General features: G+C 60.5%; 19 protein-coding genes and 1 pseudogene. 19 read left to right on the forward strand and 1 reads right to left on the reverse strand.

Annotated features, from left to right (window positions below):
- Positions 1 to 168: 168 nt before the first annotated feature.
- The 9 genes from HX817_RS24365 (at position 169) to flhB (ending at position 7,125) form a co-directional block, all read left to right on the forward strand.
- Positions 169 to 1,539 (forward strand): flagellar hook-length control protein FliK, encoded by a 1,371-nt coding sequence (locus HX817_RS24365; protein WP_177041430.1) that lies wholly within the window; start codon positions 169 to 171, stop codon positions 1,537 to 1,539.
- A 223-nt stretch (positions 1,540 to 1,762) separates the two neighbouring features.
- Entirely contained in the window at positions 1,763 to 2,263 is a 501-nt protein-coding gene (fliL, locus tag HX817_RS24370) for a flagellar basal body-associated protein FliL (protein ID WP_003214560.1), read from the forward strand.
- Positions 2,264 to 2,272: 9 nt separating this feature from the next.
- A complete protein-coding gene (fliM, locus tag HX817_RS24375; protein WP_003214559.1) occupies positions 2,273 to 3,241 on the forward strand; it encodes a flagellar motor switch protein FliM in 969 nt (322 codons plus the stop codon).
- A 34-nt stretch (positions 3,242 to 3,275) separates the two neighbouring features.
- A complete protein-coding gene (gene fliN, locus HX817_RS24380) occupies positions 3,276 to 3,743 on the forward strand; it encodes a flagellar motor switch protein FliN (RefSeq protein WP_003214557.1) in 468 nt (155 codons plus the stop codon).
- A gap of 1 nt (position 3,744) precedes the next feature.
- Entirely contained in the window at positions 3,745 to 4,179 is a 435-nt protein-coding gene (gene fliO / locus HX817_RS24385) for a flagellar biosynthetic protein FliO (RefSeq protein ID WP_023659254.1), read from the forward strand.
- Positions 4,179 to 4,922, forward strand: a complete 744-nt coding sequence (fliP, locus tag HX817_RS24390; RefSeq protein WP_003214554.1) for a flagellar type III secretion system pore protein FliP — start codon at positions 4,179 to 4,181, stop codon at positions 4,920 to 4,922. Before fliO ends, fliP begins: the two co-directional genes overlap by 1 nt.
- A 3-nt stretch (positions 4,923 to 4,925) precedes the next feature.
- On the forward strand, positions 4,926 to 5,195 hold the full coding sequence (fliQ, locus tag HX817_RS24395; RefSeq protein WP_003214552.1) for a flagellar biosynthesis protein FliQ: 270 nt from the start codon (positions 4,926 to 4,928) through the stop codon (positions 5,193 to 5,195).
- A 13-nt stretch (positions 5,196 to 5,208) separates the two neighbouring features.
- A complete protein-coding gene (fliR, locus tag HX817_RS24400; protein ID WP_003214551.1) occupies positions 5,209 to 5,985 on the forward strand; it encodes a flagellar biosynthetic protein FliR in 777 nt (258 codons plus the stop codon).
- A gap of 3 nt (positions 5,986 to 5,988) precedes the next feature.
- On the forward strand, positions 5,989 to 7,125 hold the full coding sequence (flhB, locus tag HX817_RS24405) for a flagellar biosynthesis protein FlhB (RefSeq protein WP_087694331.1): 1,137 nt from the start codon (positions 5,989 to 5,991) through the stop codon (positions 7,123 to 7,125).
- A 154-nt stretch (positions 7,126 to 7,279) separates the two neighbouring features.
- Here the strand turns inward: flhB and HX817_RS24410 are convergent, their stop codons facing one another.
- Positions 7,280 to 7,582, reverse strand: a complete 303-nt coding sequence (locus HX817_RS24410; RefSeq protein ID WP_256345567.1) for a DUF6124 family protein — start codon at positions 7,580 to 7,582, stop codon at positions 7,280 to 7,282.
- 262 nt (positions 7,583 to 7,844) lie between these two features.
- Between HX817_RS24410 and HX817_RS24415 the strand changes: the two are divergent.
- The 10 genes and pseudogenes from HX817_RS24415 to HX817_RS24460 all read left to right on the forward strand — a co-directional run bounded on the left by HX817_RS24415 (position 7,845) and on the right by HX817_RS24460 (position 19,137).
- Positions 7,845 to 9,399: pseudogene (locus HX817_RS24415) on the forward strand (S-type pyocin domain-containing protein).
- A gap of 6 nt (positions 9,400 to 9,405) precedes the next feature.
- The gene (locus HX817_RS24420; RefSeq protein WP_177041432.1) at positions 9,406 to 9,660 is read left to right on the forward strand and encodes a bacteriocin immunity protein; all 255 of its coding nucleotides are present in this window, start codon (positions 9,406 to 9,408) and stop codon (positions 9,658 to 9,660) included.
- Between the two features lie 183 nt (positions 9,661 to 9,843).
- On the forward strand, positions 9,844 to 10,050 hold the full coding sequence (locus HX817_RS24425; RefSeq protein WP_087694327.1) for a cold-shock protein: 207 nt from the start codon (positions 9,844 to 9,846) through the stop codon (positions 10,048 to 10,050).
- 391 nt (positions 10,051 to 10,441) lie between these two features.
- Entirely contained in the window at positions 10,442 to 12,556 is a 2,115-nt protein-coding gene (flhA, locus tag HX817_RS24430) for a flagellar biosynthesis protein FlhA (protein ID WP_023659255.1), read from the forward strand.
- An 11-nt stretch (positions 12,557 to 12,567) separates the two neighbouring features.
- On the forward strand, positions 12,568 to 13,884 hold the full coding sequence (gene flhF, locus HX817_RS24435) for a flagellar biosynthesis protein FlhF (RefSeq protein ID WP_003214543.1): 1,317 nt from the start codon (positions 12,568 to 12,570) through the stop codon (positions 13,882 to 13,884).
- A gap of 120 nt (positions 13,885 to 14,004) precedes the next feature.
- The gene (gene fleN, locus HX817_RS24440; RefSeq protein WP_003192912.1) at positions 14,005 to 14,838 is read left to right on the forward strand and encodes a flagellar synthesis regulator FleN; all 834 of its coding nucleotides are present in this window, start codon (positions 14,005 to 14,007) and stop codon (positions 14,836 to 14,838) included.
- Positions 14,835 to 15,575: an RNA polymerase sigma factor FliA gene (gene fliA, locus HX817_RS24445; RefSeq protein ID WP_008434817.1), complete on the forward strand. Its 741-nt coding sequence runs from the start codon at positions 14,835 to 14,837 to the stop codon at positions 15,573 to 15,575. Before fleN ends, fliA begins: the two co-directional genes overlap by 4 nt.
- Before the next feature lie 170 nt (positions 15,576 to 15,745).
- Positions 15,746 to 16,120 (forward strand): chemotaxis response regulator CheY, encoded by a 375-nt coding sequence (locus tag HX817_RS24450; protein WP_005790040.1) that lies wholly within the window; start codon positions 15,746 to 15,748, stop codon positions 16,118 to 16,120.
- 18 nt (positions 16,121 to 16,138) lie between these two features.
- Positions 16,139 to 16,927, forward strand: coding sequence for a protein phosphatase CheZ (locus tag HX817_RS24455; RefSeq protein ID WP_003214538.1), 789 nt, complete (start codon positions 16,139 to 16,141; stop codon positions 16,925 to 16,927).
- 11 nt (positions 16,928 to 16,938) lie between these two features.
- Positions 16,939 to 19,137: a chemotaxis protein CheA gene (locus HX817_RS24460; protein ID WP_177041434.1), complete on the forward strand. Its 2,199-nt coding sequence runs from the start codon at positions 16,939 to 16,941 to the stop codon at positions 19,135 to 19,137.
- Positions 19,138 to 19,147: the final 10 nt, after the last annotated feature.

The following is a 19,147-nucleotide window of genomic DNA, read 5'->3' on the forward strand; positions in this document are numbered from 1 at the left end:
CGTGCCCGCTTTTGATTTGGCTGTTGCTTTTGCTCTTCAACACTCAAGACCCTATACAAGCCCTCACCCAAATAACGGATATACACCCTTAAACCAAAACCTGGCCCAACTCTTGCTCTATCTCCTGTTACCGCACCCTCGACCCCTGTGCGGCGGAGACTCTTGACTATGGCAATCACCCCGAATTCGCTCCTTCAGGCAGCCCTTGCGGCCAAGCCTCAAGCGCCCGCTGCCAATCCACCGGCAGTGGCTGCGAACCCGCGGGACAAGGCCCTGGGCTTCGCTCAGGTGTTCGCCAACCAGGCCCCTGCGCCTGCGGCAAAACCTGTCGACACCCCCATCAAATCCACCCGCGACAAGCCTGCGGACAACAGCCCCAAGCCCGTCGCCAACAACGACAAGCCTGCCGCCGGTACGCCATCGGTTGCCGATAACGGCAAGACTTTGCCTGCCAACCCGCCGGCCAAGGCGGACACCCCGGACACCACCGCCAAGTCAGACGGCGATGCCCCGGCAGACGATCCGTCCCTGGCCCAGCAACCTCCGGTCGACCCCGCCGTAGACCCGGCGCTGATGGCCGCGGTAGTCCCTGTCCCCGTCCCCGCTACGCCGGCGCCCGTCGAGACCCCGACGCCGGCCACCGCGAAGGATGACAAGAACCAGCCAGTCGTGGCGCCACCGATGGCCGCGACCGACGACGCCAAGCCCGCCTTCGACCCCGAGGCCGATCCGCTGGATGCAATGCCCGCCGTGCGCCTGGCCATGGAACAGGGCGGACACGTGTCCGCCAGCAGCCAGGCCCCGGCAAAAACCGCCCCGGCCCCGACCCAGGATCATCCGACCGCCGCGCAAAACTTCGTCACAGGCCTGGCCAATATGGTCGACCAGCAAGCGTCCAAGGACAGCACCGACCAGGGCGGCGACAAAGCCTTTGCCGGTCTGATCGACGGCGGCCTCAAGGATTTGAAGGATGCCAGCAGCGACACCCGTGTCGATGACTTCGCCAACCGCCTCGCCGCGCTGACCCAGGCTGCCACGCCGAAAACTGCGAATGCCCTGCCGCCGGTGGCCAACGCGCCATTGGCCATGCACCAGAGTGGCTGGACCGATGAGGTGGTGAACCGGGTCATGTACCTGTCCAGCGCCAACCTCAAGTCGGCAGAGATCCAGTTGCAGCCCGCTGAGCTGGGTCGCCTGGACATCAGCGTGAAGATGTCCGCCGACCAGCAGGCGCAAGTCACCTTCATGAGCGGCCATGCGGTGGTGCGTGAAGCCCTGGAAAGCCAGTCGGGCCGCCTGCGGGAGATGTTTGCCCAGCAGGGCATGGGCCAGGTCGACGTCAACGTGTCGGACCAGTCCCGTGGCTGGCAGGGGCAGCAGGGCCAGGACCAGCAACAGCAGAACCAGGCTCGCGGCGTCAGCGGCAGTGGCGGGCGGGGTGATGGGGTTGATGGCGGCGGTATCGGTGAGGTGGCTGAAGTGGCCGCGCCGGTGGTGCAGTCGGTGATTGGCTCCAGTGCCGTGGACTACTACGCCTGATCCGAGGCCTGGCGATGATCAAAATGTGGGAGCGGGCTTGCTCGCGAATACGGAGTGTCAGTCACCGTTACAGGTGCTGATCCACCGCTTTCGCGAGCAAGCCCGCTCCCACATTGGTTTTGCAGTGTCGGCGAAACCGTGACCGAACTGACAACTCTGGCATAACACTTGCTCTTGCCTTTCCCCAGAACTATGAATCCCAGAATAGTGACGGATTATTGGCATGGCGAAGAGCGACGACGCAGCAAAAGCACCCGCAGGCAAGGGCAAGCTCAAGCTTATCCTGCTGATTGTCCTGGCCTTGTTGCTGGCGATCGGCTTGTCCGTGGGGGCTACCTGGTACTTTATGCACAGTGCCCAGAGCAAACCGGCCGCCACGGCCGAGGTCAACCCCAACGTCAAGCAACCGGCAATCTTCGAGCCGATGCTGCCGGCGTTTGTCGCCAACTTCAATCAGAACGGCCGTCAACGCTACCTGCAGGTGAGCATTACCCTGCTGGCGCGTAACCAGGCAGACCTGGATGCCCTCAAGGTGCACATGCCAGTGATCCGCAACAACCTGGTGATGCTGTTTTCCGCCCAACCCTTCGACACCCTCGCCACCCCGGTGGGCCAGGAAATGCTGCGCCAGAAGGTCACTGCCAGCGTGCAGGAAGTGGCCCAGAAGGAAGTCGGCAAACCGGTGATCGAGCAGGTGCTCTTCACTAATTTCGTATTGCAGTAGGATCACGACATGGCCGTGCAGGACCTGCTGTCCCAGGATGAAATCGATGCGCTGCTCCATGGCGTCGACGATGGTCTGGTACAGACCGAAATGGCTGCCGAGCCCGGCAGCGTCAAAAGCTACGACCTGACCAGCCAGGATCGCATCGTCCGTGGACGCATGCCGACCCTGGAAATGATCAACGAGCGTTTTGCCCGTTACACCCGTATCAGCATGTTCAACATGCTGCGCCGCTCGGCGGACGTGGCAGTGGGCGGCGTGCAGGTGATGAAGTTCGGTGAGTACGTGCACTCGCTGTACGTGCCCACCAGCCTCAACCTGGTGAAGATCAAGCCGCTGCGCGGCACCGCGCTGTTCATCCTCGACGCCAAGCTGGTGTTCAAGCTGGTGGACAACTTCTTCGGCGGCGATGGCCGTCACGCCAAGATCGAAGGCCGTGAATTCACCCCGACCGAGTTGCGGGTGGTGCGCATGGTGCTGGAGCAGGCCTTCATCGACTTGAAGGAAGCCTGGCAGGCGATCATGGAAGTCAATTTCGAGTACATCAACTCGGAAGTGAACCCGGCCATGGCCAACATCGTCGGCCCCAGCGAAGCCATTGTGGTCTCCACCTTCCACATCGAACTCGATGGCGGCGGCGGCGACCTGCACGTGACCATGCCGTACTCGATGATCGAGCCGGTGCGCGAGATGCTCGATGCCGGTTTCCAGTCCGACCTCGACGACCAGGACGAACGCTGGGTGAAAGCCCTGCGCGAAGACCTGCTGGACGTCGACGTACCCCTGAGCGCCACCGTGGCCCGTCGCCAGCTGCGTTTGCGGGATATTTTGCACATGCAGCCGGGGGATGTGATTCCCGTCGACCTGCCGGAAGAACTGATCATGCGCGCCAACGGCGTGCCGTCGTTCAAGGTCAAGCTCGGTTCTCACAAAGGCAACCTGGCGTTGCAAGTGATCGAACCGATCAACCGTCGCTGATCCACCTTAATTTCTGCTCCGCCGAGGACATGTAATGGCTACCGAACACGAAAACACTTCCGCCGAAGACCAGGCCCTGGCTGACGAGTGGGCGGCTGCCCTGGAAGAAACCGGCGATGTCGGCCAGGACGATATCGATGCACTGCTGGCGGCCGATGCGGCCACTGCACCGGTCGGCAACCGCCTTCCCATGGAAGAGTTCGGCAGCGTGCCGAAGAACAATGACCCGGTGACCCTCGACGGTCCGAACCTGGACGTGATCCTCGACATCCCGGTGTCGATCTCCATGGAAGTCGGCAGCACCGAAATCAACATCCGCAACCTGCTGCAGCTCAACCAGGGGTCGGTGATCGAGCTGGACCGCCTGGCCGGCGAGCCGCTGGACGTGCTGGTCAACGGCACGCTGATCGCCCATGGCGAAGTGGTGGTGGTCAACGAGAAGTTCGGCATCCGCCTGACCGACGTGATCAGCCCGAGCGAACGCATCAAGAAGTTGCGTTGATATGAAGCGCTCATTGGTAGGACTGTTATCGACGCTGCCCTTGAGCGTAATGGCAGCAGAACCGGTTGCCCAGGCGGCTGCGCCGGCACTCGGCAGCGGTGTGGGCGGGCAACTCACCCAGTTGGTGCTGGGGTTGTTGCTGGTGGTGGGGCTGATCTTCGTGCTCGCCTGGGTGCTGCGCCGCGTGCAGCGCATCGGCCCGGGCAATGCCCAGGTCATCGAGCTGGTGGGTTCACGCGCCCTTGGCCCGCGAGACAGGCTGGTGCTGGTGCAGGTCGGCGACGAGCAGATCCTGCTGGGCATCACCCCCGGTCGCATCACCCCGTTGCACGTGCTCAAGTCGCCTGTGGAAGTGGCCCAGACCCAAGCGGCCACGCCGGAATTCGCCCAGCGCCTCATGGAGTTGCTGGGCAAGGATCAGAAGGATAAGAAGTAATGCGCGTTTTATTGACGCTCATGCTGTTGCTGGCAGCGCCGCTGGCGTACGCAGCAGACCCGTTGTCGATCCCGGCGATCACCCTGGGCACTAACGCGGCGGGCGCGCAGGAGTATTCGGTCAGCCTGCAGATCCTGCTGATCATGACCGCGCTGAGCTTCATCCCCGCGTTCGTGATGCTGATGACCAGCTTCACCCGCATCATCATCGTGTTCTCGATCCTGCGTCAGGCCCTCGGCCTGCAACAGACGCCGTCGAACCAGATCCTCACCGGCATGGCGCTGTTCCTGACGCTGTTCATCATGGCGCCGGTGTTCGACAAGGTGAACCAGCAAGCCCTGCAACCGTACCTGGCGGAGAAAATGACCGCCCAGGATGCGATCGACAAGGCCCAGGGCCCGATCAAGGATTTCATGCTGTCGCAGACGCGCTCCAGCGACCTCGAGTTGTTTGTGCGGTTGTCCAAGCGTACCGACATCGCCAGCCCCGACATGGCACCGCTGACCATCCTGGTGCCGGCGTTCGTGACCTCGGAGCTGAAGACCGCGTTCCAGATCGGCTTCATGATCTTCATTCCGTTCCTGATCATCGACCTCGTCGTGGCGAGTGTGCTGATGGCCATGGGTATGATGATGCTGTCGCCGCTGATCATTTCGTTGCCGTTCAAGATCATGCTGTTTGTGTTGGTGGACGGGTGGGCGCTGATTATCGGCACCCTGGCCGGCAGTTTCGGTGGGGTGTAGGCCATGACGCCAGAAGTAGCAGTCGACCTGTTTCGCGAAGCCCTGTGGCTGACCACCATGATGGTCGCCGTGCTGGTGGTGCCGAGCCTGTTGGTGGGCCTGTTGGTGGCGATGTTCCAGGCCGCGACCCAGATCAACGAACAGACCCTGAGCTTTTTGCCGCGCCTGCTGGTGATGCTGATCACCCTGATCGTCGCCGGCCCGTGGCTGGTGCAAACCTTCATGGAATACATCCTGCAGCTGTACGGCAGTATTCCGCAGTTGATCGGCTGACCCCGTGAATTCGATGCTGGCCTTGACCGACACCCAGATCAGCACCTGGGTGGCCTCGTTCATCCTGCCGTTGTTCCGGGTCACGGCCGTGCTGATGACCATGCCGGTGTTCGGCACCACCCTGGTACCACGGCGCATCCGCCTGTATTTCGCGGTGGCGATCACCGTGGTCATCGTACCGGGCTTGCCGCCGATGCCACCGGTGAATGCCCTGGACCTCAGTGCAATGATGCTGATCGCCGAGCAAATCATCATCGGCGCCTTGCTGGGCTTCTCCCTGACGCTGTTCTTCCAGGCCTTCGTCATCGCCGGGCAGATCATCTCGATCCAGATGGGCATGGGCTTCGCGTCCATGGTCGACCCTACCAACGGCGTGTCGGTGGCGGTGATCGGGCAATTCCTGACGATGCTGGTGACCTTGCTGTTCCTGGCCATGAACGGCCACCTGGTGGTGTTCGAGGTGATGACCGAAAGTTTCACCACCTTGCCGGTGGGCAGCGGGTTGGTGGTCAATCATTTCTGGGAGCTGGTGGGGCGCTTGAGCTGGGTGCTCGGTGCATCCCTGCTGCTGGTATTGCCGGCGATCACTGCGCTGCTGGTGGTCAACATCGCCTTTGGCGTGATGACTCGGGCGGCGCCGCAGTTGAACATCTTCTCCATCGGTTTCCCGTTGACCCTGGTGCTGGGCATGGGGATTTTCTGGGTCGGCATGGCTGACATTCTCAATCAGTATCAACCGCTGGCGACCGACGCCTTGCAGTTTTTACGTGACTTGGCGCGGGCGCGGTAAGCCATGGCCGAGAGCGAGAGTGGCCAGGACAAGACAGAAGACCCCACGGAGAAACGTAAAAAGGACTCCCGGGAAAAGGGCGAGATTGCCCGCTCCAAAGAGCTCAACACCCTGGCGATCATGCTCGCCGGTTCCGGCGGCCTGCTGATCTATGGCGGTGGCCTGGCCCTGGACCTGATGGAGTTGATGCGCCTGAATTTCTCCCTGCCCCGCGACGTGCTGCTGAGCCCGGGCGCCATGGGCTTGTACCTGCTGCACTCGGGCAAGATCGCGATCCTCGCGGTGCAGCCGATCCTCATCACCTTGTTGCTGGCGGCCCTGATCGGCCCGATTTCCCTCGGCGGCTGGCTGTTTGCCGCCGGCAGCCTGGCGCCCAAATTCAGCCGGATGAACCCGGCGGCCGGGCTCAAGCGGATGTTTTCCACCAAAGCCCTGGTGGAACTGCTCAAGGCCTTGGCCAAGTTCATCCTGATCCTGTTTGTGGCGTTGACGGTGTTGTCGTCCGACATCGACGACCTGCTGCGCATCGCCCATGAGCCGATCGAGCTGGCGATCATCCACAGTGTGCAAGTGGTGGGCTGGAGTTCGCTGTGGATGGCCTGCGGGCTGATCCTCATTGCTGCGGTGGATGCGCCGATCCAGCTGTGGGAAAGCCACAAGAAACTGCTGATGACCAAGCAGGAAGTGCGCGACGAGCACAAGGACCAGGAAGGCCGGCCCGAGGTCAAGCAGCGGATTCGCCAGCTGCAGCGCGAGATGTCCCAGCGCAAGATGATGGCCTCGGTGCCCGATGCTGATGTGGTCATCACCAACCCGACCCACTACGCCGTGGCGCTCAAGTACGACCCGGAGAAGGGTGGGGCGCCGATGTTGCTGGCCAAGGGCAGTGATTTCACGGCGTTGAAAATCCGCGAGATTGCGGTCGCCAATGACATCCTGCTGCTGGAATCGCCGGAGTTGGCGCGGTCGATCTTCTACTCCACCGACCTGGACCAGGAAATTCCGGCCGGGTTGTATCTGGCGGTGGCTCAGGTGTTGGCGTACGTGTATCAGATCCGCCAGTACCGGGCGGGCAAGGGCAAGCGGCCGGATCCGCTCAAAGACCTGCCGATTCCGCCGGATTTGCGTCGGGATTCCTGATTTTGTAGCGTCCCTCCTGGCCTCTTCGCGAGCAAGCCCGCTCCCACATTTGACCGTGTATATCCTGTAGAAACGCGGTCAAATGTGGGAGCGGGCTTGCTCGCGAAGGCGTCCGGCCAGGCAACAAAAAATCTCGCATTGCCTATGGCAACGTTTAAGTCGCCGGCAAGGGCGCTATGTCATCCAGCACTCGATCAGCCAGCAACCGCCCCACCTCGATTAACTGTGCAATCCCCAGCGCGCCTTCCCGCCGCGATCCTTCCAGTTCAAAGGCAAAGTCGCAGGTCAGCGCATGGGCTGAAGCCAGTGTTTCGGTGAGGTTGACCAGCAGGTCTTCGGTGCTGAGGCCGTCGATTACGCTGAATAGCACGACGGGGGCGTTGTGGGAGGAGGAATGGCTATCTTCGATAGCGCCTTTTTCGGCGTTGCACAGGTTATGGGAAGTTGTTTTGGTCATGGTGACGCTCCTGGAGAATATGCTGGAGGTACCCTGAATTCACTCGGGCCGCGACGCCCGCCCGCTGCGTTTGCAGCGGTGTCCGAAGACTAGAGATCGACTTTCCCACCAGCAACCCTAAATACCTGTCGGACGTTTCGCTTTCCATCCCATAGCTGGCCGAACGGTCAGTTGTTTGGTTTAGCGTCGCTCAGCAACATCCCTTCCCGTGCCAAAGCATAAACCTCGAAATCACGGATACGCGTTGCTAAGGGACTTTGTTATGTGGGAGCGACTTATTCGCTGGCAAGATCGTGAGCGATTAGGGATTGGTTTTGAAAAGATCGAATCTCCATTTTTTGCGGTCGGTCATGTCCGTTGGTCTTTGGAGAGAGACCTGCACATGACGGGGCTGGATGAATTGAAAACCGCCTTTGGTTGCTACGGCGTTTATCGTAATAGGTTATCTGAGTTTAAATTGCGCCAGATGCTAGAGGCGGTAGAGCATGGGAACTGGTTCCTGGTGCTGGATGAGCCGTTCAGTCCATTGAGCCAAGACACAAGCGGCCGGTGGTGGAGGGGGCTGGAAAGTGGCTACCACCCGGCACGTGCGCAAGAGAGGTCAGAGTCGCCACCTGCTGAGCCAATCGGGGCGCTGCCAAGGCCTGCACCTATTGAAAAGCAATTGGCCTGTACCTTTACCAAACCCTGTACGTTGCCTGATGGTGCGATTGACTACACGAATTTCAGTGGGGCGATTCCCACCTTGGCCGTCGGCGACTACGGCACCTTCGCCCTGCTGGGTGGGCGTGAGGCGGACGCTGCGGGCACCATCGTTCTCAAGAAAATCAGGGGCAACCAGTTGCCGGCAGCGCTCGGAACGCTGCGATTGGGTGGGGCGACGACGACTACAGGAGCCTCCTGTGGAGGTCTTTGTACTGCGGCAGCCGGTGCTGTAACGACGGGTGTTGCCAGCAGCGCATTGGCCGGTCTGGTTGCGTTGCTTTGGCCTTCGAGCCTTGGCGACAGTAGCTTGTACACTGACGAACAGCTCCATTCGATGAAAAATGGCCGTACGCGGCTTCGGTTGTATGTAGAGCAACAAGCTGATGGGGCCTTGAAGGGGTATGGATACAACACCCAGAAACGCCCTGACTGGGAAATGATACCGGTTGTGCAGTTTCAGGCGCGGGGCGCCCAACAAGTGGCCGACTTTGGTGATGGGGTGACCCTGATCTGGACGCCGGCGGTTGATCCGTCCAGCACCTCCGGTATTCCGCCATTGGAGGGCGCACCGCAGGCTCCGAACATCTGGATTTACCCGCCGACCCGAGCAAGCGGATAACATCATCGTCAACCCGATTTACCCGCCTGAATACAAGGATTTTATTCTCGTGTTTCCGGCGGATTCGGGTGTGAAGCCGCTGTATATCGTGATGAATGTGCGCCTTCAGCCAGGGGTTGTGACGGGGCGAGGGCAGGATGTAGCAGGTCCCTGGTTAGCAGGTGCTGGTGCGGGGCTCGGAGCGCCCATTCCGACACGAATCGCTGATCAATTGCGGGGAAAGAACTTCGGCAGTTTTGATTCGTTTCGGAAGGCGTTCTGGATGGCTATAAGCAATGACCCTGAGTTGTTGGGTCAGCTAAGTCAGAGTGCTCGGGATCGTTTATCGACCGGAAACGCTCCTGTTGTTCGGGACAAGGATTCTGTGGGCCAAAGAAGCACTTACGAAATACATCATATCGAGCGCATTGCTGATGGCGGTGCCGTTTATGACGTGGACAATCTAAGGGTAAACACCCCGAAAAATCATATTGATCTTCACAGGAGGTCGTAAGTAGATATGGCAAATATTACTGATTACACAGAAGAAGAATTTGTAAGCCTTATCAATCAAATACTAATCGCCAACAAGGGTGGGACTGATGCCGACCTGGGTGGATTGATTGAGCAATTTCGGCAGATCTCTGGGCACCCGGATGGTTCTGACTTAATTTTCTACCCTGCGCCGAGTAACGATAGCTCTGCCGAAGGAGTTGCTCTGACAGTGAAGGCGTGGCGTGCTGCTCATGGTTTGCCGGGCTTCAAAGATGCTTGATACCCCCACACTGTAGGAGCGAGCTTGCTCGCGAAGGCATCTTGACAGCCACCTTATCCCTCCAGCCAAACCCCCTACCTGTCAACTTTGACAGTAGCTATCCCCCTGCCTTTAGCGGTTTGATTGAGGTGATGAGGCTGGCTGCGCTATGCAGTCTGCGCACGAGATGTCGGGAGAACGGCAATGGCAAGGGCTACAGGCACGGTCAAATGGTTCAACACAGAAAAGGGCTTTGGCTTTATCAAGCAAGAAGGCGGCGAAGATCTTTTTGTCCACTTCTCGGCCATTCAGAGCGACGGTTTCAAGACGCTTGAAGAAGGCCAGGCCGTTGAGTTCGAGGTGGTGCAAGGTCCAAAAGGACTGCAAGCGGAAAAGGTTCGTCTGGTCTAGGCAGGGACTGATCGTTCCCGCGCAGGGAGCGATCAGCCTTTGACGGCAATGCAACCCTAAATACCTGTCGGACGTTTCGCCATCTCCCGCGAACGAGCTTGTGTGGCGAGGGAGCTTGCTCCCGCTGGGGTGCGAAGCGCCCCCAATAAAGCTATCGCGGTTATTCAGGCAAAAACGCGCAAGCCGTTCCGGGGCTGCTGCGCAGCCCAGCGGGAGCAAGCTCCCTCGCCACAGGTGATGTGTGTACGGCGGTAGCCCTTCGCTGTTCGTGAGACCGATCTGCTTCCTCAAGCAAAAGTTGGAAGGCTTCTTGCAATACCGCCTCCAGGACGCTTCCCGGCGTCAAAAGTTTGCTTCAAGGAAACGAGGAATACCGGTGGATCGCTCTCAAATGCTCAGCACGGCCCGTGGCACCCTGACTGACCTCTCGCGAGGCAATCTGGGTGTGCCGTTGTTGTTGCTGGTGATGCTGGCAATGATGATGTTGCCGATGCCGCCGTTCCTGCTGGATGTGTTCTTCACCTTCAACATTGCGCTGTCGGTCGTCGTGTTGCTGGTGTGCGTATACGCCCTGCGGCCGCTGGATTTCGCGGTATTCCCGACCATCCTGCTGATCGCCACCCTGCTGCGGCTGGCGCTTAACGTGGCTTCCACCCGGGTGGTGATGCTCCACGGCCAGGACGGCCACGCCGCCGCGGGCAAGGTGATCCAGGCCTTCGGCGAGGTGGTGATCGGCGGTAACTACGTGGTCGGTATCGTGGTTTTTGCGATCTTGATGATCATCAACTTCGTGGTCGTGACCAAGGGCGCCGGGCGGATTTCCGAGGTGAGCGCGCGTTTTACCCTCGACGCGATGCCCGGCAAGCAGATGGCGATCGACGCCGACCTCAACGCCGGCCTGATCGACCAGAACCAGGCCAAGGCCCGTCGCCTTGAAGTCGCCCAGGAAGCCGAGTTCTACGGTTCCATGGACGGTGCCAGCAAATTCGTGCGCGGCGACGCCATCGCCGGCCTGTTGATTCTGTTTATCAACCTGATCGGCGGCATGGCGGTCGGCATCTTCCAGCACGGCATGACCTTCGGCGACGCCGGCAAGGTTTACGCCCTGCTGACCATCGGTGACGGTTTAGTGGCGCAATTGCCATCACTGTTGTTATCTACAGCTGCGGCGATCATGGTGACCCGTGCTTCGGGCTCCGAAGACATGGGCAAGCAGATCAGCCGGCAGATGTTTGCCTCGCCCAAGGCGCTGGCGGTGGCGGCAGGCATCATGGCGATCATGGGCATCGTGCCGGGCATGCCCCATGTCTCGTTCCTGAGCATGGCCGCCATGGCCGCCGGCGGTGCCTACCTGTTCTGGAAAAAACAAAACAACATCAAGGTGATTGCCCAGCAGGAAGTGGCGCGCCAGCAGGAACTGCTGCCATCGCCGGCCCGCGCCCTGGAAACCAAGGAGCTGGGCTGGGACGACGTGACCCCGATCGACATGATCGGCCTGGAAGTCGGCTACCGCCTGATTCCCCTGGTGGATCGCAACCAGGGTGGGCAATTGCTGGCGCGGATCAAGGGTGTGCGCAAGAAGTTGTCCCAGGACCTGGGCTTCCTGATGCCCACCGTGCACATTCGCGACAACCTCGACCTGGCCCCGAGCGCCTACCGCCTGACCCTGATGGGGGTGATTCTGGCCGAGGCCGAGATCTACCCGGACCGCGAACTGGCGATCAACCCGGGCCAGGTGTTTGGCAGCCTCAACGGGATTACCGCCAAAGATCCGGCTTTTGGTCTGGAAGCGGTATGGATCGAAATCAGCCAGCGCAGCCAGGCGCAGTCGCTGGGCTACACCGTGGTCGACGCCAGCACTGTGGTCGCCACCCACCTCAACCAGATTCTGTACAAGCACTCCCACGAGCTGATTGGCCACGAAGAAGTCCAGCAACTCTTGCAATTGCTGGCCAAGGCCTCGCCAAAACTCGCCGAAGAGCTGGTACCGGGTGTGCTGTCCACCTCGCAACTGCTCAAGGTGCTGCAAGCGCTGTTGGCCGAGCAGGTGCCGGTGCGGGACATTCGCAGCATTGCCGAAGCTATCGCCAACAATGCCGCCAAGAGTCAAGATACTGCCGCCCTGGTGGCTGCAGTGCGCGTCGGATTGTCGCGTGCAATCGTCCAAAGCATTGTAGGGCTTGACTCCGAGCTGCCTGTTATCACCTTGGAACCAAGGTTGGAACAAATATTGCTCAATAGTATTCAGAAGGCTGGGCAGGGCGCTGATGAGGGCGTGTTGCTGGAGCCAAGCATGGCAGAGAAGCTGCAACGTTCGTTGATCGAGGCCGCGCAGCGCCAGGAAATGGAAGGCCATCCGGTGATCCTGCTGGTGGCTGGCCCCGTCCGGGCGATGTTGTCGCGGTTTGGACGCCTGGCTATACCGAATTTGCACGTATTGGCTTACCAGGAAATTCCTGACAATAAGCAAGTGACTATCGTCGCGACAGTAGGGCCCAACGGCTGAGGTAGTGGGATATGCAAGTGAAGCGTTTTTTCGCCGCCGATATGCGTCAGGCCATGAAACTGGTACGTGATGAGTTGGGCGCCGACGCTGCGATTATCGGTAACCGTCGTATTGCCGGCGGTGTGGAGCTGACGGCTGCCCTGGATTACAAACCCTCGGCCCTGGCGCCGCGTGTGCCGAACATGGAACTGGAAGACGAGCTGCGCAAGACCGCTTCGCGCATTGTCTCGGCCCAGGCTGAACTGAGCATGCGTGGCGACAGCGACGCCTCGACCAATCGCCAGCTGTTTGCCGGGCTGCCGTTGACCGCGTCCGAGCCGCTGGTAGAGCCGACTTTTGTTGAACCACCGCGTCCTGCTGCGCCAGCCCCGGCGCCGGCGGTAGACCAGCGGGTGTTCGACTCGATGCGTTTCGAACTCAACGGCCTGCGTGAACTGCTGGAAGTGCAGCTGGGTTCGCTGGCCTGGAACCAGTTGCAGGGCAGCCAGCCACAACAGGCCAACCTGTGGCGTCGCCTGCAACGCATTGGCCTGTCCGGCCCGTTGTCCCGCGACCTGCTGCAACTGACCACGCAAATTGAAGAACCTCGCCAGGCCTGGCGCATGCTCCTGGCCCACCTGGCGCGGATGATCGTCACCCCGGAAATCGAACCCCTGGAAGAAGGCGGTGTGATTGCCATGGTCGGCCCGGCCGGCATGGGCAAGACCACCACCCTGGCCAAGCTGGCCGCACGTTACGTGCTCAAGTACGGCGCCCAGAACATCGCGCTGGTGAGCATGGACAGCTACCGCATCGGCGCCCAGGAACAACTCAAGACCCTGGGCCGCATCCTCAATGTGCCGGTGACCCACGTCGACCCGGGCCAGTCCCTGGCCAACGCCCTCGACCCATTGCTGCGCAAGCGCGTGGTGCTGATCGACACCGCCGGCCTGCAAGCCAGCGACCCCGCCCTGCGCATGCAGCTGGAAAGCTTGGCCGGGCGCGGGATCAAATCCAGAAACTATTTGGTGCTTGCCACTACCAGCCAGAAGCAGGTATTGACCGCCGCCTACCACAGCTACAAGCGCTGCGGGCTGGCGGGTTGCATCCTGACTAAACTGGATGAGACGGCAAGCCTGGGCGAAGTATTGAGCCTGGCAATCAGTCATGAATTACCGGTCGCCTACCTGACCGACGGGCCGCGGATCCCGGATGATTTGCATCTGCCGCGCCGTCATCAGTTGGTCAGCCGGGCTGTCAGCGTGCAAATGCAGGAAGAACCCAGTGAGGAAGCGATGGCTGACATGTTTGCTGACCTCTACCACAGCCCGAACAAGCGAGTTGGCTGAGGCATCATGGCTTTCTATTTAAAAATGACAGTGAAAAGTATCTACATCGATGGCCTGCCAGCAGTTCGCGCGGCCAACTTATGTAGCCTGCGTCTAAGCAAGACAAGGTAAAGAAATAAAATGGGCAGCATGCATCCCGTACAGGTGATCGCGGTGACCGGCGGCAAAGGTGGCGTCGGGAAAACTAACGTGTCAGTGAATTTGTCCCTGGCCCTGGCAGAGCTTGGCCGTCGCGTCATGCTGCTGGATGCTGACCTGGGGCTGGCGAACGTCGACGTTCTGCTGGGACTGACGCCCAAACATACCCTGGCCGATGTCATCGAAGGCCGCTGTGAGCTGCGCGACGTACTGTTGCAAGGCCCCGGCGGGATTCGCATCGTGCCGGCCGCTTCCGGCACCCAGAGCATGGTGCACCTGAGTCCGGCGCAACATGCCGGCCTGATTCAGGCGTTCAGCGACATTGGCGACAACCTCGACGTACTGGTGATCGACACCGCCGCCGGGATCGGCGAGTCGGTGGTCAGTTTCGTGCGCGCAGCCCAGGAAGTGTTGCTGGTGGTGTGCGACGAACCCACCTCGATCACCGACGCCTACGCCCTGATCAAACTGCTCAACCGCGACTACGGCATGAACCGCTTCCGCGTGCTGGCCAACATGGCCCAAAGCCCGCAGGAAGGGCGGAATCTGTTCGCCAAGTTGACCAAGGTCACGGATCGCTTCCTCGATGTCGCCTTACAATACGTTGGCGCAGTTCCTTACGACGAGTGTGTGCGCAAGGCCGTGCAAAAGCAGCGTGCGGTCTATGAAGCGTTCCCTCGTTCGAAGTGCGCATTGGCGTTCAAGGCTATTGCCCAGAAGGTCGATACCTGGCCGTTGCCCGCCAATCCCCGGGGGCATCTGGAGTTTTTCGTCGAGCGATTGGTGCATCAGACGAGCGCAGGACCGGTGCTATGACAGCCAGCGGCTACAACCTTTACAAGAAGTCGGCACGTGACAGTCAAGTCGAATTGATCGAGCGCTATGCGCCCCTGGTCAAGCGCATTGCCTATCACCTGCTGGCGCGCTTGCCTGCCAGCGTGCAGGTCGAGGACTTGATCCAGGCCGGGATGATCGGCCTGCTTGAAGTGTCGACCAAGTACGACGCGAGCAAGGGCGCGAGTTTCGAGACATACGCGGGTATCCGTATCCGTGGGGCCATGCTCGATGAAGTGCGTAAAGGTGATTGGGCGCCGCGATCAGTGCACCGCAATACGCGGATGGTGAGTGACGCAATTCGCTCAATTGAAGCAAAAACCGGTCGCGACGCTAAAGATCATGAAGTTGCGGCCGAACTCCAATTGAGTCTCGACGATTACTACGGGATTTTGAACGATACCTTGGGCAGCCGGCTGTTCAGTTTCGACGACCTTTTACAGGACGGCGAACATGAAGGGCTGCACGAGGACGGCGCGAGTGCCCATCTCGAACCGTCACGGGACCTGGAAGATGAACGCTTCCAGAGCGCGCTGGCGGACGCGATAGCCAATTTGCCGGAGCGTGAGCGACTGGTGTTGGCGCTGTACTACGACGAAGAGCTGAACCTCAAGGAAATCGGTGAGGTCCTGGGGGTCAGCGAATCGCGGGTCAGCCAGTTACACAGCCAGTGCGCGGCCCGCTTGCGGGGGCGTTTGGGAGAGTGGCGAGCGCGCTGACAGGCAGTGTGGGGACACTGCGAACGATACCGTCCAGGCCCTGCGCCCGGACGGGCTTGGCCCGTGGTGCGCCCCCGGTAGTCCTTTTTGTGTAACGCCTGTTGATTGATATGGCGCGCCCAGGTGCTGGGCGCGTTTAAGACTGCTTGGAGGTCGAATTGGACAAGAACATGAAAATCCTCATCGTTGATGACTTCTCAACGATGCGGCGGATCATAAAAAACCTGTTGCGTGACCTTGGGTTCACTAACACGGTCGAGGCGGATGACGGTATTACGGCGATTCCGATCCTCAACAGCGGGAGCATCGACTTTCTGGTAACGGACTGGAACATGCCGGGCATGACCGGTATCGATCTGCTGCGCCACGTGCGCGCTGATGAAAAACTGCGCAGCCTGCCTGTGCTGATGGTGACCGCTGAAGCCAAGCGTGAACAGATCATCGAAGCCGCCCAGGCCGGGGTCAACGGCTACGTGGTCAAGCCATTCACTGCACTGGCCTTGAAAGAGAAGATCGAAAAGATCTTCGAACGCATCGGTCATTGATGCTGCCACGGGGGAGCTATGGAGCATAAAGAATCATCGCAGGCCGACTTTGAGTCGACCCTGAAAAAACATGCTCATCAACTCGTCGAAAGCCTTGAAAGAGGCCAGTTCGGCGACGCGGTGCAGTTGATCCATGAGCTCAACCAGACCCGTGACCGCGGCCTGTACCAGGAAGTGGGCAAGCTCACCCGTGAGTTGCACAGTGCGATAGTCAATTTTCAGATTGACCCGCACATGCCCCAGGCCGAGGAAATCTCGCAGATCACGGATGCCACCGAACGCCTGTCCTACGTGGTCAGGCTGACTGAGGCGGCGGCCAACCGCACCATGGACCTGGTGGAAAACGCCACGCCTCTGGTCAACGGTATGGCCAGTGAAGCCAAGGCCCTGAGCACTGACTGGGGCCGGTTCATGCGTCGGGAAGTGGGCGCTGAGGAGTTTCGTGAGCTGGCGCGTCGGGTCGAGGGCTTTTTGTCCCGCAGCGAGCAGGAAAATCGCACGGTTTCCAGCAACCTCAATGACATTCTGCTGGCCCAGGATTACCAGGACCTCACCGGTCAGGTGATCAAGCGTGTGACCCAACTGGTCACCGAAGTGGAAAGCAACCTGCTCAAACTGGTGTTGATGGCGGGCCAGGTCGACCGGTTTGCCGGCATCGAACATGACCGCGCAGCGATCCTTTCTGAAAAAGATCCACAAAAACACCTCGCCAAGGGTGAAGGTCCGCAGATTCATGCCGATAAACGTGAAGACGTTGTATCCGGGCAAGACGACGTAGACGATTTGCTGTCCAGTTTAGGCTTCTAAGGAGCACACCCATGAGCTTCGGCGCCGATGAAGAAATCCTTCAGGATTTCCTTGTAGAGGCCGGCGAAATTTTAGAGCAACTGTCCGAACAACTGGTCGAGCTGGAAAGCCGACCGGATGATGCGAACCTGCTCAATGCAATTTTTCGCGGTTTTCATACTGTAAAAGGGGGCGCCGGCTTCCTCCAGCTCCACGAGCTGGTGGAGTGCTGTCACATCGCCGAGAACGTGTTCGACATCCTGCGCAAGGGTGAGCGACACGTCGACTCGGAACTGATGGACGTGATCCTGGAAGCACTGGACGCGGTCAACGGCATGTTCAGTGAAGTGCGCGAGCGCGCACCGATCACTGCCGCCACGCCGGAACTGCTGGCCGCCCTGGCGCGCCTGGCGGAACCTGCGGCCAACGCTCCCGTGGTGGAAGCGGTGGCTGAGCCGGTTGCCGAGCCTGCGGGCGACGTGACCGACAGCGAATTTGAACAACTGCTGGACTCGCTGAACGCCGTCAAGGCCGAAGCCGAAGCGCCGGCAGCCAGTGCGCCGGCCATGGTGCCGACCACCGAAGACATTACCGACGCCGAGTTCGAGTCGTTGCTCGACCAGTTGCACGGCAAGGGCCAGTTTGCCCCGGACGCGGTGGCCGCAGCGCCAGCGCCAACGGAAGCCGCGGCGCCCGTCAGCAATGAAATCACCGACGACGAATTTGAAGCGCTGCTGGACCAGTTGCACGGCAAAGGCTCGTTTGCCGCCGAGGCTCTGCCGGAAGTCGCCGCAACGGCCGCCGCGCCTGCGGCACCCGCTGCTGCGCCGGCCGCCGATGGACTGATCTCCGATCACGAATTCGAAGCCCTGCTGGATGAACTGCACGGCAAGGGCAAGTTCACCGAAGTGGTCGGCGCTGCTGCACCGGCTGCTGCCGCAGCTGTCGCAACACCGGCTCCTGCCGCCAAGGCTGCCGCGCCTGTCGCAGCGAAAGCGGCTCCAGCACCGGCCCGGGCTGCCACGGCTGCCCCGGCCCCGGACAAGCAACCGGCCAGTGAAGCCGAAACCACCGTGCGGGTTGATACCGCGCGCCTGGACGACATCATGAACATGGTCGGCGAACTGGTGCTGGTGCGTAACCGCCTGGTGCGCCTGGGCCTGAACAGTGGCGACGAGGCCATGCAAAAGGCCGTGTCGAACCTCGACGTGGTCACCGCAGACCTGCAGACCGCCGTCATGAAGACCCGGATGCAGCCGATCAAGAAAGTCTTCGGGCGTTTCCCGCGCCTGGTTCGCGACCTGGCACGCCAGCTCAAGAAAGAGATCAACCTGGAACTGGTGGGTGAAGAAACCGACCTCGACAAAAACCTTGTCGAGGCCCTGGCCGACCCGCTGGTCCACTTGGTGCGCAACGCGGTCGACCACGGTGTCGAGACGCCGGAAGAGCGCGAAGCCTCGGGCAAGAACCGCCAGGGCAAAGTGATCCTGGCGGCCGAACAGGAAGGCGACCATATCCTGCTGTCGATCACCGATGACGGCAAAGGCATGGACCCCACGGTACTGCGCAACATTGCAGTCAAGCGTGGGGTGATGGACAAGGACGCCGCCGACCGCCTCACCGACACCGAGTGCTACAACCTGATCTTCGCCCCGGGCTTCTCCACCAAGACCGAGATTTCCGACGTGTCGGGCCGTGGCGTGGGCATGGACGTGGTGAAGACCAAGATCAGCCAGCTCAACGGCTCGATCAACATCTACTCGACCAAGGGCCAGGGCTCGAAGATCGTCATCAAGGTGCCGTTGACCCTGGCGATCATGCCGACCCTGATGGTGATGCTGGGCAACCAGGCGTTCGCCTTCCCGCTGGTCAACGTCAACGAAATCTTCCACCTCGACCTGTCGCGCACCAACGTGGTGGACGGCCAGGAAGTGGTGATCGTGCGCGACAAGGCGTTGCCGCTGTTCTACCTCAAGCGCTGGCTGGTGGCTTCGGCCAAGCATGAAGAGCAGCGCGAAGGCCATGTGGTGATTCTTTCCGTGGGCACCCAGCGTATCGGCTTCGTGGTCGATCAACTGGTGGGCCAGGAAGAAGTGGTCATCAAGCCTTTGGGCAAAATGCTGCAGGGAACCCCGGGCATGTCGGGTGCGACCATTACCGGTGACGGTCGGATCGCGCTGATTCTGGATGTTCCGAGCATGCTCAAGCGTTACGCCGCACGGCGTATTTGATTCGGCCCGG

The organism is Pseudomonas sp. C6002, assembly GCF_013385805.1.
Taxonomy (GTDB): Bacteria; Pseudomonadota; Gammaproteobacteria; order Pseudomonadales; family Pseudomonadaceae; genus Aquipseudomonas.